Origin of the sequence: Solibacillus sp. FSL K6-4121 (assembly GCF_038002585.1) — a bacterium.
Lineage (GTDB): Bacteria > Bacillota > Bacilli > Bacillales_A > Planococcaceae > Solibacillus > Solibacillus faecavium.
On record NZ_JBBOCS010000002.1, the window covers coordinates 1,644,151 to 1,659,243 of the forward strand.

13 protein-coding genes and 1 other annotated feature are annotated in these 15,093 nt (G+C 36.7%); of the genes, 5 read left to right on the forward strand and 8 right to left on the reverse strand.

Features of this window, described 5'->3' with window-relative positions; translation table 11 throughout:
* Positions 1–58: 58 nt before the first annotated feature.
* Together hisJ and MHH95_RS17975 are read left to right on the forward strand one after the other, a co-directional pair.
* A complete protein-coding gene (gene hisJ / locus MHH95_RS17970) occupies positions 59–862 on the forward strand; it encodes a histidinol-phosphatase HisJ (RefSeq protein WP_340728688.1) in 804 nt (267 codons plus the stop codon).
* Positions 863–877: 15 nt separating this feature from the next.
* Positions 878–1,357 (forward strand): GAF domain-containing protein, encoded by a 480-nt coding sequence (locus tag MHH95_RS17975; RefSeq protein WP_340728689.1) that lies wholly within the window; start codon positions 878–880, stop codon positions 1,355–1,357.
* 43 nt (positions 1,358–1,400) lie between these two features.
* Here the strand turns inward: MHH95_RS17975 and MHH95_RS17980 are convergent, their stop codons facing one another.
* Complete coding sequence (locus MHH95_RS17980; protein ID WP_340728690.1) at positions 1,401–3,257, reverse strand: sensor domain-containing diguanylate cyclase; 1,857 nt, start codon at positions 3,255–3,257, stop codon at positions 1,401–1,403.
* A gap of 541 nt (positions 3,258–3,798) precedes the next feature.
* Between MHH95_RS17980 and rpsD the strand changes: the two genes are divergently transcribed.
* The gene (gene rpsD, locus MHH95_RS17985) at positions 3,799–4,401 is read left to right on the forward strand and encodes a 30S ribosomal protein S4 (protein ID WP_191700593.1); all 603 of its coding nucleotides are present in this window, start codon (positions 3,799–3,801) and stop codon (positions 4,399–4,401) included.
* Positions 4,402–4,547: 146 nt separating this feature from the next.
* Here rpsD and MHH95_RS17990 read toward each other — a convergent pair whose 3' ends face one another.
* Complete coding sequence (locus MHH95_RS17990; RefSeq protein WP_340728691.1) at positions 4,548–4,742, reverse strand: hypothetical protein; 195 nt, start codon at positions 4,740–4,742, stop codon at positions 4,548–4,550.
* A 251-nt stretch (positions 4,743–4,993) separates the two neighbouring features.
* On the opposite strand from MHH95_RS17990, the gene MHH95_RS17995 reads away from it, so the two are divergent.
* A complete protein-coding gene (locus tag MHH95_RS17995) occupies positions 4,994–5,161 on the forward strand; it encodes a uroporphyrinogen-III decarboxylase (protein ID WP_340728692.1) in 168 nt (55 codons plus the stop codon).
* Between the two features lie 59 nt (positions 5,162–5,220).
* Here MHH95_RS17995 and MHH95_RS18000 read toward each other — a convergent pair whose 3' ends face one another.
* The 3 genes from MHH95_RS18000 to tyrS form a co-directional block, all read right to left on the reverse strand.
* Positions 5,221–5,838 (reverse strand): YIP1 family protein, encoded by a 618-nt coding sequence (locus MHH95_RS18000; protein WP_340728693.1) that lies wholly within the window; start codon positions 5,836–5,838, stop codon positions 5,221–5,223.
* Positions 5,839–5,941: 103 nt separating this feature from the next.
* Positions 5,942–7,114 carry a PstS family phosphate ABC transporter substrate-binding protein gene (locus MHH95_RS18005; RefSeq protein ID WP_340728694.1) on the reverse strand — a complete coding sequence of 391 codons (1,173 nt, stop codon included), beginning with the start codon at positions 7,112–7,114 and terminating at the stop codon, positions 5,942–5,944.
* Positions 7,115–7,216: 102 nt separating this feature from the next.
* Positions 7,217–8,488, reverse strand: coding sequence for a tyrosine--tRNA ligase (gene tyrS / locus MHH95_RS18010; protein WP_340728793.1), 1,272 nt, complete (start codon positions 8,486–8,488; stop codon positions 7,217–7,219).
* Positions 8,489–8,559: 71 nt separating this feature from the next.
* Positions 8,560–8,767, reverse strand: a binding site (T-box leader).
* 102 nt (positions 8,768–8,869) lie between these two features.
* Here tyrS and MHH95_RS18015 point away from each other — a divergent pair.
* On the forward strand, positions 8,870–11,716 hold the full coding sequence (locus tag MHH95_RS18015) for a transglycosylase domain-containing protein (protein WP_340728695.1): 2,847 nt from the start codon (positions 8,870–8,872) through the stop codon (positions 11,714–11,716).
* A 266-nt stretch (positions 11,717–11,982) separates the two neighbouring features.
* Here the strand turns inward: MHH95_RS18015 and MHH95_RS18020 are convergent, their stop codons facing one another.
* Genes MHH95_RS18020 through argJ form a run of 3 tightly spaced genes read right to left on the reverse strand, consistent with a single transcriptional unit; the run spans position 11,983 to position 15,090 of the window.
* A complete protein-coding gene (locus MHH95_RS18020) occupies positions 11,983–13,131 on the reverse strand; it encodes an acetylornithine transaminase (protein WP_340728696.1) in 1,149 nt (382 codons plus the stop codon).
* On the reverse strand, positions 13,128–13,904 hold the full coding sequence (gene argB / locus MHH95_RS18025) for an acetylglutamate kinase (RefSeq protein WP_340728697.1): 777 nt from the start codon (positions 13,902–13,904) through the stop codon (positions 13,128–13,130). Before argB ends, MHH95_RS18020 begins: the two co-directional genes overlap by 4 nt.
* Entirely contained in the window at positions 13,867–15,090 is a 1,224-nt protein-coding gene (argJ, locus tag MHH95_RS18030) for a bifunctional glutamate N-acetyltransferase/amino-acid acetyltransferase ArgJ (RefSeq protein WP_340728698.1), read from the reverse strand. The genes argB and argJ overlap by 38 nt, the downstream gene beginning before the upstream one ends.
* Between the last annotated feature and the right edge of the window lie 3 nt (positions 15,091–15,093).

Here is a 15,093-nt window from a genome sequence, read left to right on the forward strand (position 1 = left end):
GAACTATTTACAGGTTTTTTTACTGCAAATCCCATATTTTTGAAGGAGGTCGCATAAATTGATGCGCGATGGACATATACATACCCCTTTTTGCCCACATGGCTCTACAGATTCATTCGAGGAATATATCGATAAAGCGATTGAAAGTGGATTCAAAGAAATATCTTTTACAGAACATGCTCCTTTACCTGATGGCTTTATCGATCCAACACCCGACAAGGATAGTGGCATGGATAAAGCATATTTGAAAGACTACATTCATCAACTGAAAAGACTTAAAGAACGCTACCAGTCAAAAATTATTATTAATATCGGTTTAGAAGTTGATTATATTATTGGTTTCGAGAATCAAACTCGTCACTTTCTAAATGAGTTTGGTCCTTTCCTCGATGATGCCATTTTATCAGTTCACTTTTTAAAGGCAGAAGACGAGTATGTATGCATTGACTTTTCCGACAAAGTCTATTTACAATTTGCTAATAAGGTAGGCGGAATCGCCCCTATGTACGAACTCTATTACGAAACGGTTAAAAAATCGATTTTGGCAGACTTGGGCCCTTACAAGCCGACACGAATAGGTCATCCAACATTAATTCATAAATTTCAGCTTGCTCATTCAGAACAAATCGACGACTCCTTGCGTATTAAGGAAGTCCTCACTTTAATGAAGCAGTATCATTATGAACTTGATTTCAATAGTGCCGGTATAAGTAAACCTTTCTGCAAGGAGCCCTATCCGCCATTACCATTTGTACAATTTGCAAAAGAATTAAACATACCTATTATTTTTGGATCTGATGCACATACTGCACAGGATTTACATCAGCATCACGAGGCTTTACAGCAAAAAATTATATTTTAATTGGAGGTTTTTTATATGTTTTCTAATATTACTTACAGCGGTACGCTAACAGAGCAGTACGAGCAACTTGCAAAACATCTTGACGCATTATTGGATGGGGAAAACGACCTCATTGCTAATTTAAGTAATGCTTCAGCTTTACTAAATTACTTTTTAGAAGATATCAATTGGGTTGGCTTTTATTTAATGAAGGATGGCGAATTAGTTCTTGGTCCATTCCAGGGATTACCTGCTTGTGTGCGCATTCCTGTTGGACGCGGTGTTTGTGGAACTGCAGTCGAAAACAATGAAACAATTATGGTGGATGATGTACATACTTTCCCTGGACATATCGCCTGTGATGCAGCATCTAAATCGGAAATCGTCATTCCTTTAACTGCAAATGGAACAGTATTTGGCGTTTTGGATATTGATAGCCCGAATGAAGCTCGTTTTTCATTGGAAGATAAAGCAGGATTAGAGCGATTTGTCAGTGTGCTCTTAAAACATTTTTAAATAGAAAATAGGGAGAACCTGAATTAATTTTCAGGTTCTCCCTTTAACATTTTAGTTCCATTGAACTTTCAAACACACAAACGCGATTTTTCCCGTTACTTTTAGCATTGTATAAAGCTGTATCCGCCTGTAAAAAGATATGTTGAAAATCCGGTCGCTTTCCTTTATACCATGTAACCATTCCGGCCGAAATTGTGACAGAAGGTTTCGTTACTTTTGGTATCAGATCCACTAGCTCTTTCGAAACTTTCATTGCCTCATCTTCTAGAATGTTCGGAATATAAATTGCGAGCTCTTCACCGCCCCACCTTGAACAGATCCCTCTTAAACCAATTTTCTTTTTTAATTGAACAGCAATTTGAACGAGCACTTTATCCCCAACCTGATGTCCAAACGTATCATTAACCTTTTTAAAGTTATCAATATCAATTAGAAGAAACATACCTGAGTCATCTTTTTGAATTGATTTTTCTACATAAGTATCAGAGTAACTACGGGCATAAAGCTTTGTTAAATGATCACGATCCACCATTTCCTGTAATTGCTCCCGTAAAACAGAGTTGGAAATAGCTAAAGAAGAATGATGAATAAGCGATTGCATCAACTTAAAACTATCAAAGGAGAAGAAATACGGTTCCTGATGCAATACAATGCTAAATCCAATAATCTTTTCTTCCACAATCATTGGAATAGCCATCACTGATTTATATTCAATTTCCTCCGCAATAAGACGACTAAAATCAGCGATAAATAACGGATCCTGTTTTACTTTAAAGTGCTTTTCTACATAATGTATATATGCTAGAGATTTATCTTGATTAAAATACGGAGTACAGACTTCCGTCATTTCATAATGATCTTTCCCTTTAAATAAAAACCCGACTTCCATCGGTTGGAATGACTTTAATAATTGTTTTTGTAAAAATAAAAGCATTTCGTTAATCGTCAACTTCATATTCAAACGATGAGAAGTTTCGTTAATTAACTGCAAATCGCTGATTAGTCGATGTGATTGGTGATAGAGTTTGGCATTTTCCAATGCATTCCCTGATGCCTGGGCAAGCATTTTTATAAACTCTTTCTCTGAATTGGTAAAGGAATAATTAATAGGTGCTTTTACCTGTAATATGCCGTAAATTGCTTGCCTACCTTTAATAGGTACGTTTAATAAACGACAGTCCAATTCTATGGCTATATCCTCTTTTAACTCTCCAGATACAAACGCCTCGATTGTTGAAGGTCGTTCTGACAAGTAATCAAAAGGCTTTATTTGGATTTTCGTTTGACGATCCTGATCATTTGATAATATCAGTTCTACTTCTAAATCTGAAAAATTATCTTCAATCGTAATCAGTACATTTTGCAAAATTACATCAATATCCATCGTGGAGTGAAAAAGGTCAGTCATTCCATAAAGTTTACGATATTTTTGCTCATTTGAATGTACTTCATAATTTTGCACTAAATATTTATGAACGGAGGAGATATTAATTATAATATCTTCTGTTAATTGTATTTCGAAAGGGGGAGTTGTTTTTTTATATTTAAAAACAATGATTCCATCGATTTTATTGTTACTCATAAGTGGCATTATATTTGTATGGTTTCTGAAATACGAAAGTTCCTTTAAAAACTTAGGTAACTCTACAACCTTATTTCCATTTAGATAAGGGACTAATAAATTAAAATCGATATTATAATAATTCAGGTTGGTTACCGGTTTTAGGTTGTTATCAATCAAATGGAATAAAAAACAATCTTCCATTTTGAAAAAATCTGCCAGGCTCTCTTCCAATAGCAGAAAATAGTCATGAAGTTTATTTTGCTGTATATTTGAATTCATACAAAGGTTCAGGATATTAGATTTAAATTGATCAATCTTTAGTTGATTTTCCACCATTAAATCACCTTTTCTTTCGCTATTGCCATTGTCAGTTTCTTATTACTTATCATCAAGTATACACTTATCGTGTCTATTTGACTATTTATTTATGTAATATTTTTCTAATAAACACCCCTAATAGTATCGTTTTTATTAGAAAAACGAATATTTTCTGTCTCATCACCATTTTCCCTTATATGTATAATTACCTAACATTAATTTTTCCGGTAGTTTACCTCTACTAATTGATGTTTTATCTCCCATTTACTTCTTTTATTCTTCTAATAATTCATACTTAACATTTACTACTTCACGGAAATAGTACTAATTGTTGACGTGCTGTTAAAAAAAAGATACAATAGCCTTTGTGTAAAATGAATGCAGTAGTTGTATAACTTAATCGTGTATTTTGTTCCTTCTAACTTATTAGAATGGTGTATTGTGTAACCCTCTCGGCTGCATGGGCGAAGATACATGAAAATAGAATACCGTTTAATGTCGGGTACAACTGGTTTTTTCTTTTACAACAAAAACCAAATTTAAAGGAGGAGACACAATTATGTCTCGTTATACAGGTCCATCTTGGAAACTATCTCGTCGTCTTGGTATTTCATTAAGCGGCACAGGTAAAGAAATCGCAAAACGCCCTTACGCACCAGGTCAACACGGCCCGAACTCTCGCGGTAAAAAATCAGAGTACGGTCTACAATTAACTGAAAAACAAAAATTACGTCATATGTATGGTATGACTGAACGTCAATTCAAAAACACTTACCTTAAAGCTGGTAAATTACAAGGTGTACAAGGTGAAAACTTCATGATCTTACTTGAAACTCGCCTTGACAACTTAGTATACCGTTTAGGTTTAGCTCGCACTCGTCGTGCAGCTCGTCAATTAGTTAACCACGGCCACATTTTAGTTGATGGTAAACGCGTTGATATCCCATCATTCTCAGTAAAACCAGGTCAAACGATCTCATTACGTGAGAAATCAGCTAACCTTTCAGTAGTAGCTGAATCTGTAGAAGTTAACAGCTTCGTACCAGAATATTTATCATTCGATGCAGACTCTAAAGTAGGTACTTTCGTACGTATGCCAGAGCGCTCTGAATTATCTGCTGAAATCAACGAACAATTAATCGTCGAGTTCTACTCTCGTTAATTAGTAGTTGACTCTGCAAAGAGTAACTTAAAAAGCCCTAGAAACTTTGTTAAATCAATGTTTCTAGGGCTTTTTTTGTACTTAGTAATAGGAAGTATTAGATATCACTCAATTGATCATGCATAAGTAGCTGAACGAAATATATTTTATTCTTCAGAAATATAAATTGTTGCATCATTTTCTAAACCTATATGAACACTTACAACTGAATGTCCTTTGTCATCAAACCATACTCCATTAGATTTGACTATTAAATCTAATGTTTGATAATCAAGTTTTATATTGTCTTTAACTTTTTTATCTGATTCATTTATTAAAATAGAAACATTATAAGATTCCATTGTTACACCTCCCAACTTCTACCTACAATTGCACGCAAATAAGAAACCCAAGGACAAGCTATTACTCTGATAAGTTTACTTTTTTCTTATTCAACTTCAGAGAAAAACATCAAACTTTTGTATTGATGCGGGGATAATTTACTTCACATAACTTATATTGCGTTACTTTTTGTATACCCCAATAACACATTTCTGCAAACGGATAAATATTAAAATATCCCTCATACTTATTTTATAATTTAATAAAGGATGTGATTTTTTTGGAAGATGCAAAATTTGCCGAACTGAATAGTGAAAAACTTAGTGCAATCAAACAACTGGAAGAAAAGTTGAACGTAACATTAATTGCTTATGACATTACCGGATCGAATAGTCATATTCAAAATGGCAATAATCCAGATGTGATTAACCCGTCTTAATGTTTTACTTTACAAAATAAAAAGACATTCACAAGATGCTACAATGTGAATGTCTTTTTTTAAAACAATAAATAACCAGCGCTTACCATTAATACTATTATCACAATAAAGGAAGCGAAAAATGCTTTCCATGTTGAAATTCGGTGCACTTCTGAAATACCAACTACTGTTATAACATATGTCCATAAACTGGCGATAATTATAAACGTACCACATACAAACTGTAGGATTAAATCACTTAATGATGTTTCAATATAAGTAATATTAAAAAAAGATTGCGGCGCAAATTGCATCCAAAACAATAGTATCGGTAATATCCAAATATAAGGAATCATCGTTACACTAATCATGCGGAACATTTCTTTAAACTTACCTATCCCGCCGAATGCTTTTGCTGATAGTGTCAAAACACCCGCTGATAATGCTGTAGAAAGAAAGTAGAGCAATAAACTTGATAATAATGTCGAATAAACGATATCACCTAAAGTATATGCCCCTGTAAAATCCGAGCCGATAAAGCTAATTAAATTGCTTGCAAACATACCGATAATACCTACGATAATGAAATAAGATAACTTTTTATGTGTTAGAACATAACGAATGGTATCACGTGGTTTGGTAGCAATACTTAATACCGCATGTCGATCATCGACTGCATGTGTCAATTGCTCATTCAAAACAAAATCCCCCTAAAAAATATGTCTATACTCTATTATACTGGCATACTGTGGGCGATTCAAAATTATTGTACTTAAATATGATTCTCTTATTTTTCAACAGTTATTCTCCAGAAGATAAGGAAACATACCCCGCTTTTTCTATTAAAGATTGACCTTCTTCTGACAAGATCCAATCTATTAATGTTTTTACATTGCCAGTTGGCTCACCGGCCGTCACAATATAAAATTCCGAAGCAATTGGATAGGCATTGGAGCGAATTGTTTCTTTTGTAGGAGCCACCCCATTAACTTCCAATAGTTTTATTTCTTTATTCCGCACCATTTCATTTGAGTAATATCGGAATGTATAACCAATTGCATTTTTGTAATTTTTATATTGGGAAACCTCATTAATAATTCCCCCCATGCCTGTCGCGATATCTTCAGTTGGCGCCTCCATTAAAGGTGTATCCCCCATTAGACGTTGCAAAGCAGTTTGAGATCCACTATCCTGTGGTCTTTGGAATGCACGAATTTCATCATTATTCCCACCAACTTCAGACCAATTTGTAATCTCACCGGAATATATTCCTTTGATTTGTTCCAACGATAAACCGTCAATATTATTTTTACTATTCACGAAAAAGACGAATGCCTCTTTTCCAATAGGCGTTAATACCAATTCAAAGCCCTTATCTTCTGCTCGCCTTATTTGATTTTCAGAAGGTCCTGCTGCGAAGATTAGGTCTGCCCTTCCTAAAATCAAATTTGTATAGGCTTCATGTGTTTGGTTAACCATTACCTCACTCTTATATGGGTTATAATTTTTTTCAGGATATACTTCTTGAGCAATCGCGGCATAGAGTGGATACAATGCCGTCGCACCATCGATGACCGGTAAAGGTTCTTCTAATTTTAATGACGCAGTTTGTTCAAGCTCCACTAGTTGATTGCCTTCTACAAACGGTTCATACTGATAAATATTAACCTCAGCATCAACAGTAGGCACTCTGCTATCCAACCACTTATATATCGGTTGAATACATGTAATAGCTATAATAATCCCAGCTAGTCCCCAAAATACTTTCACACGCTTCTTCTTTTGATAAAATACATCAAAAATTTGAAGCACAAAACCTATATATAAAATTGAAGCTATTGCAATTATTAGCGGTATGTAATGAATGTTGCCCGCCAGTAGAAACGTGAAAACAATAACAAACGTGAAAAAGCTTGCTCCCAGCAATACAAAAATGGCCATTCCAATTTGTCCCCAATAAGATTTTTTCTCCATATCATCTCTCCCTTCTCATTATTACGTTCTTTCTAATTCCTAATATTCCTTTAAAAAACGCCTTGGAAAACTTTATTTCCAAGGCGTGTTAAAATCATTTAGTTATACAAATTTCACCATGTGATATTTTTTCTTTCCTCGACGGATAATCGCGAATGCATCTTCTAATCGGTCTTTTCCATCAATCACATATTCCAACTCTGTAACCTTTTCTCCGTTTACGCTGATCGCACCGTTTGTTACATCTTCACGTGCTTGGCGTTTTGACGATGAAATGCCGGCTTCTACAATTAACTCAACAATGTTTTTGTCTTCTTTTGCTACCTCTACAGATGGAACGCCAGCAAATGCTACTTTCATTTCATCTACTGATAGTGCTTTTAAATCCCCTGAGAATAACGCTTTTGTAATACGCTCCGCTGCTTCTAGACCAGCTTCACCGTGGATAAGGCGTGTCATCTCTTCAGCTAAAGCTTTTTGTGCTTTACGTAAATGCGGCTCTTCTTCCACACTTACTGCTAATGCTTCAATTTCATCACGTGTTAAGAAAGTAAAGATTTTAAGGTATTTGACAACGTCTGCATCTGCAGTGTTGATCCAGAACTGGTAGAACTCATATGGTGATGTTTTTTCAGCATCTAACCATACTGCGCCACCTGCTGTTTTACCGAATTTTGTACCATCTGCTTTTGTTACAAGAGGAATCGTAATACCGAATGCTTTTGCATTTTCATCGTGTGTTTTACGAATCATTTCCAATCCCGTCGTAATATTGCCCCACTGATCCGAGCCACCTACTTGAATACGAACATTATGGTGATCGTATAAATGATTGAAGTCGATTCCTTGAATTAATGTGTAAGCAAATTCAGTAAATGAAATACCTGAATCTAAGCGTGAAGCTACTGTGTCTTTATTTAAAATGTAGTTTACATTAATTAATTTCCCGTAATCACGTAAAAAATCAATTAATGACATTGGGCCAACCCAATCATTATTATTAACTAATACAGCACCGTTTGCTGCATCTGATGAGAAGTCGAATAAACGCTCCATTTGTTTTTTAAGACCTTGAACGTTTTTGTCGATTTGTTCCATCGTCTGTAGTTGGCGCTCTTCAGAACGTCCTGACGGATCCCCGACAGTACCTGTAGCTCCTCCAACTAATAAAATTGGTGTATGGCCGGCTTTTTGGAAACGGCGTAATGTAAGTAATGGTACGATATGACCGATATGCATCGAATCTGCTGTTGGATCGACTCCTACATATAATGAAACCTTCTCCTCGTTTAAAAGCTTTTCCATACCTTCAGCGTCCGTTTGTTGGTATAACAAACCGCGCCATTCTAAATCTTGCAGTAATTCATTCATTATTTTTCTCTCCTTTTACATGTGTTGTTATTCGCTATGTAAGGAAACAAAAAACGCCCCTACACGCCAATGCATGCAGGGACGTCAAATTTCTCATTTAACGCGGTACCACCCAGCTTGAAGAAAATTAAAACTTTTCTTCCACTTTAAGCGTCTATAACGTGACGATCCGTTCAAGCTCCAAGTACGTAATTCATAAATGCGCTTTCTCTGGCTTTCACCAACCGCCAGCTCTCTAATCAGGGAACACATTTATTACTGCAAACTCTTCTTTGCCTGAAATTTATATTTTCTATTCTACCTAGAAAATAGATGTTGTCAATAAATATATTCGTTTATATATCAAATATGCTATAATAAACAAGATTTTAGGAGGGCGATGTTGTGAAAGAATGGCTTGATAAATTTAATAAAAAAATCGAATCCCTTGTTTCTTCAAAACAGATGCGCTACGTACGAATTACCGGTGGCGTATTCTGGAATTTAACCTTATTAGCAGTAATTTTTGTTGCTACTACGCTGTTATTTGTTGGGGGTGTAGGTGCAGGTTACTTCGCATCATTAACAAAGGATGAACCTTTGCGATCAAAAGAAGAAATGCGCGAGCAAATATTCAGCTATGAAGAAACAAGTGAACTTTACTTTGCAAACGATATTTACATAGGAAAAATTCGAACTGATTTAGACCGACGTGAGACATCGCTTGCTAATATATCTCCAATAGTTATAAATGCGGTGCTTGCTACGGAAGATGAATATTTCCGCGAGCATGAAGGAATTGTACCAAAAGCAGTTTTACGTGGGTTACTGCAGGATGTATCGAACTCCTCTACACAAACTGGTGGCTCTACTTTAACACAGCAGTTAATAAAAAACCAAATACTTACAAATGAAGTTTCTTATGAGCGTAAAGCAAAAGAGATACTACTTGCTTTCCGTCTCGAGAAATTTATGAGCAAAGAAGAAATTTTGGAAGCATACCTTAACATTATTCCTTATGGTCGTAATTCTTCCGGTCGTAATATTGCCGGAATTGAAACCGCAGCCCAAGGTATCTTTGGTATTCCAGCTTCTAAGCTAAATTTACCGCAAGCAGCCTATATTGCCGGAATACCTCAAGCGCCTTTTAAATACACACCATTTACAAATAAGGGTGAACAAAAGAGTGCTGAAGGAATGAAACCGGGTATCGACCGTATGAAAACGGTATTATATCGTATGCAGGAAGTAGGCTATATTTCGGAAAAAGAATACAACGAAGCAATAGGCTATGATATTACAAAAGATTTGAAGGGTTATGAAGTACGCCCAGAGGACAAATATCCTTGGCTAACAGCAGAGCTTGAAATGCGAGCAAAAGAAATTTTCGCAAAAATACTTGCTGAAGAAGATGGAATTGACCCAGATCGTTTAAAAGAAGAAAAGAACTTAAACGAAAAATACTCTATTTTAGCAGACCGTACAATTCGTTCTGGAGGATATCGTATTTATTCGACAATCAATAAAGATATGTACGATGCTATGCGAAATGTAACAGAAGAATTCACATTATATGGTCAAACGTATAAGAAAAAAGAAAAAGATCCCGAAACAGGTGAAGAAATCGACGTTGATGTGCCTGTGCAAACAGGAAGTATTGTTATTGATAATAAAACAGGTCGTATTTTAAGTTTCGTTGGTGGACGTGACCACCAATTGGAACAGTTAAATCATGCTACACAAGCTTATCGATCAAATGGATCAACGATGAAACCATTACTTGCTTATGCACCGGCACTGGAATATGGTGTAATCGGGGCAGGTAGCCCGGTAGTGGATGTTAAATTTAAACGTGATTATGATAATTACGAACCTGTAAACTATATTCCAACACAGGAATTAGGTATTATTCCTGCCCGTCAAGCAGTTGCGTCTTCTCAAAACTTGGCCTTGTTACGTTTATACGATTCAATTTTAGATCGTCGTCCTGCAACGTATTTAGATAAAATGGGCTTCTCCAAGTTAACTGAAGGAGATTACGTCCACCTATCTACAGCCATTGGCGGTATCACGCATGGTGCAACAGTTGAGGAGAATACAAATGCTTATACTACATTTGCAAATGAAGGTAAATTCATTGATGCATATATGATTGATCGTATTGAGGACTTAGACGGCAATGTTATTTATGAGCATGAAGTTGAGCCAGTGGAAGTGTTTAGTCCGGAAACTGCTTATATGATGACAGATATGTTACGTGGTGTACTTCAACAAGGCGGTACTGCAACTTTAGCAAAAAGTCAGTTAAAGTTCTCTTCTGACTTTGCTGCTAAAACAGGTACAACACAGGACCATAAAGACGTTTGGCTAGTAGGCTATAACCCGAATATCTCAGTCGGCGTATGGTTAGGTTATGACCAGCCACGTACTCTGTACGCATTTAATAACCGTTACCAACACCCTAGTAACCGTGTTAACCGATTATGGGCTAATTATTTAAATACGCTTTATGATATTGATCCAGACTTAATCGGTACGAAGGAAACATTTAAAAAGCCAGAAGGTGTTGTTACTCAGTCGTTCTGTGGAATATCCGGATTAGCTGCTTCCACATCTTGTTCGAATGCTGGTTTAGTTGTCTCCGATTTATTTAACAAAAATGTATTTTTACCTACACAGCCAGATGATAGTTTCGTTTCATCTACTTCTGTAGTAATTAACGGCAGTACTTATGCGGCACTACCAAGTACACCTACTGAGTTTGTCCAAATGAGTGGATACGGATTAAATCAGGCCTTTATTGACCGCATGCTAGGTAGACTCGGCGGGGATGCATCCAAGTTATTGCCATTTAGTACTGGTAATGGTGTTGTATCAGGTGCCCAGTTCGAAGCGGATGGTGCTCCACCTGAAGCAGTATTTGCAACATTAGCAAATGGTTCATTGTCATGGACGGCTTCAGCATCCAATGATGTGGTTGGCTACCGTGTCTACAGTATTACAAATGAAGGCAGATCACTTGTAAGATCATTAAAGTCTTACGAAGGATTCCAAATGTCTGTATCAGAAGGCGTTAGATATGTTGTTGTTGCTGTTGATATTACTGGCCTGGAGTCGGGTTATTCGAATGAAGTTGGGGAAGTTTATACTGCGCCACCTGAACCCGAAGATGAAGAGAATATCGTACCAGGAGAGATCATAGAAGAAGATTTAGACGATATAGAAATCGATCCAGAAACAACTATTGATTAATTTATAAAAAACTGGGGCCGAGTCATAAGTAGAATTTCTTTGTATAAGAGAAATTTCCTTATTAAGAAACTGATACTTTATGAATTGATTGGAGTGAAGGGGCGACTCCTGGGGGATGAGCGTGACGCCTGAGACTACAGGCTCAGGCCACGCCCCCGGAAAGCGTCCCCGCAACGGAAATCAATTCTGGTAGAAACAGAAAAATATCCATTTTCCCTTCAGGAAAATGGATATTTTTCGTTTTGTCCCAAACTCTTTTAAATTATTTATAGAGTTGTAATTTTATCAGTTTGTAATACACCTTTTAGAATGTCTACCGCTTCATCAATTTCCTGCTCACTTACTGTTAATGGTGGCAATAAGCGTATTACTTTCGGACCTGCCGCTACAGTTAACAATCCTGCTTTATCTAAAGCAGCTACATATGGCGCTACGTCTTCTCCACCTAATCCTAAGCCAATCATTAAACCTTTTCCTTGAACAGTATAGTTCGGGAACGCTTCTTTAAGTTTATTTACAAAATAGCTTGATTTTTGTTTTACAGATTGTAAAAATTCATCATTAAATATATGATCAATAACCGTTTGTGCTACTGACACTGCTAGTGGATTTCCACCGAATGTCGTGCCATGTGTTCCTGCGTTAAACGTATTAAATAGTTCCTCTGTACCGAGAATGCCTCCAATAGGAAAACCTCCGCCTAGACCTTTCGCCATCGATACAATATTAGGCTTAATTACAGTTTGCTCAAATGCAAAACGGGTACCTGTACGCCCAATTCCCGTTTGTACTTCATCGGCGATTACTAAAATATCCGTTGATTGCTGAATGTCGTGAATAGCTTGCGCAAATTCATCCGATACAGAATTCACCCCGCCTTCACCTTGAATCATCTCAAGCATAATTGCTGCTGTTTCAGAGTCTGCTGCTGCTTTTAAAGCATCTACATCATTAAACGGTAATGTAATAAATTCACTCACTAAAGGTCCGAAGCCGTTACGTACTTTATCTTGACCAGTCGCACTCATCGCACCAAATGTACGTCCATGAAAGCTTTGTTCAAAAACGATTATTTTATGCTTCCCTGTATGCTTTCGTGCCAATTTAATTGCAGCCTCATTTGCTTCTGCTCCACTATTGCAGAAAAAAGCATAGGATAGATGTAAATCTTTCACTAAGGATGCCGCCAGCTTCTCTTGACCTGGGCTTTCAAATAAGTTACTAATATGCCATAGTTTCTCACTCTGCTGCTGAATTGCCTCTACAATCGCAGGATTGGCATGACCTAAGCTACAGACAGCTATTCCACTTGTAAAATCTAAATAGCGTTTTCCTGTAGTATCGAATACTTCAGTTCCTTTCCCTTCAACAATAGCGAAAGGTCTTCTTGCGTAATTTTGAAATAATGCACTCATTTTACTAGCTCCTCACTTAAAATAGTTGTACCGGTTAATGTTTCATTGACAATTTGGACAGATGGTATTCCCGACTCTAAACAATTTAAAGCACCCTGTACTTTCGGTATCATACCGCCGTATATATCTCCTTCGTCAATCCATTGCTTAATTAAATTTGGCGTGGCTTCTGATTGAAATTCATCTTTTATCCGAATACCTGCAACATCAGTAACGAGGAGTAAACGGTCTGCACCTACTGCCAATGCAATTTCACTTGCCACTGTATCTCCATTAATATTAAGTGCATGCCCATCCTTTGTTGCACCAATGCAGGCAATTACAGGGACAATACCACTTTCAGTTAATGTATTTAATAAGTTTACATTAACACTTTTTACCTTACCTACATATTTATAAGTTTCATAATCTAAATATTCACTTTCCAACAAAGTTTGATCAAAACCATTTAACCCTACAGAGTCAATTCCTGCAGCATTGAGTTCATGAACTAATGCAGGATTAACTTTACCGATTAAAGTTGATTGAACAATTCCAATCATTTCTTCATTCGTTACTCGTAAGCCGTTTACAGTTTGAGATTGAATGTTAGCAGCGGCTAATTCACGATTAATTGCAGGTCCGCCCCCATGAGTAATAATGAGTTGAATTCCCTGTTCTTGAAGGGCTTTGAAATTACGAAAGAAGGCCTCGTTAAGACCTTCCAATGTGCTTCCGCCCAACTTTATGACCATTTTACGAGCGGTATGATGCGTTGATTTGAACATAGTCATAAGTTAAATCACACCCCCATGCAAAGCCGTGGCCCTCTCCCACTTCTAAAGACACAAAGATTTTAACTTCATGCTGCTTTAGGATTTCAATCAGTGCTTCTTCTGAAAAGTTAATAGGCTCGCCTTTTTCTACCATTGTCGCTCCGCCAATTTTAATAGTAATTTTATCAGGATCTACTACAGCACCTGAATAGCCAACTGCCGCGATAATACGACCCCAGTTTGCATCACAGCCGAAAACTGCTGTTTTTACAAGAGGGGAACCGACAACTGTTTTTGCAATTTTTCTTGCTTCTTCATCAGAAATGGCACCATCAACCTCAACTTCAATTAGTTTTGTTGCGCCTTCTCCATCACGTGCAATTGATTTTGCTAAGTCTTCTGACACTAATCGTAAAGCTGTATAAAAATTCTCCCAATCCGGATGTGCAGGTGATAGTGGTTCATTACCGGCTAAACCATTTGCCATAACTACTACCGTATCATTTGTTGATGTATCCCCATCTACTGTAATTGAGTTGAATGTACAATCCGTTACATTAGATAACGCTTTTTGCAATTCATCCGATTCAATATTTGCATCTGTCGTAATAAAGCCTAACATAGTCGCCATATTCGGTTCGATCATACCTGAACCTTTTGCTGTTCCTGATACAATCACTTCTTTACCGTCTATAATTGTAGCGTATGTTGTATTTTTCATTACGGTATCTGTTGTCAGGATTGCTTGTGAAAAATCAATTCCATTTTCAAGTTTGGAATCCGGTAACAACATTTCCATCCCTTTTTTAATCGGCTCCATTTTCATAATTTCCCCAATAACACCTGTAGATGCTACCCCAACTAAATCTTCAGCAATGCCGAGCTTTAATGCAGCAAGTCTTTGCATTTCGTAAGCATCTGCTATCCCTTGTTTACCTGTGCATGCATTAGCATTGCCCGAATTTACAATCATTGCCTGCATTTTTTTCGTTCCATATACAACTTCCTTTGTTACTTTAAGAGGTGCTGCTTGAACAGCATTTGTTGTAAATACGCCCGCTACACTTGCTGGTACATCACTGACTAAAATCGCTAAATCTTTTTTCTTATGTTTAATACCGCAATGAACACCTGCTGCAGTAAAGCCTTTTGGTGATACGATATTTTTGCTAGATAGTTTTTTCATTTCAATTGTTGAAGCCATTTG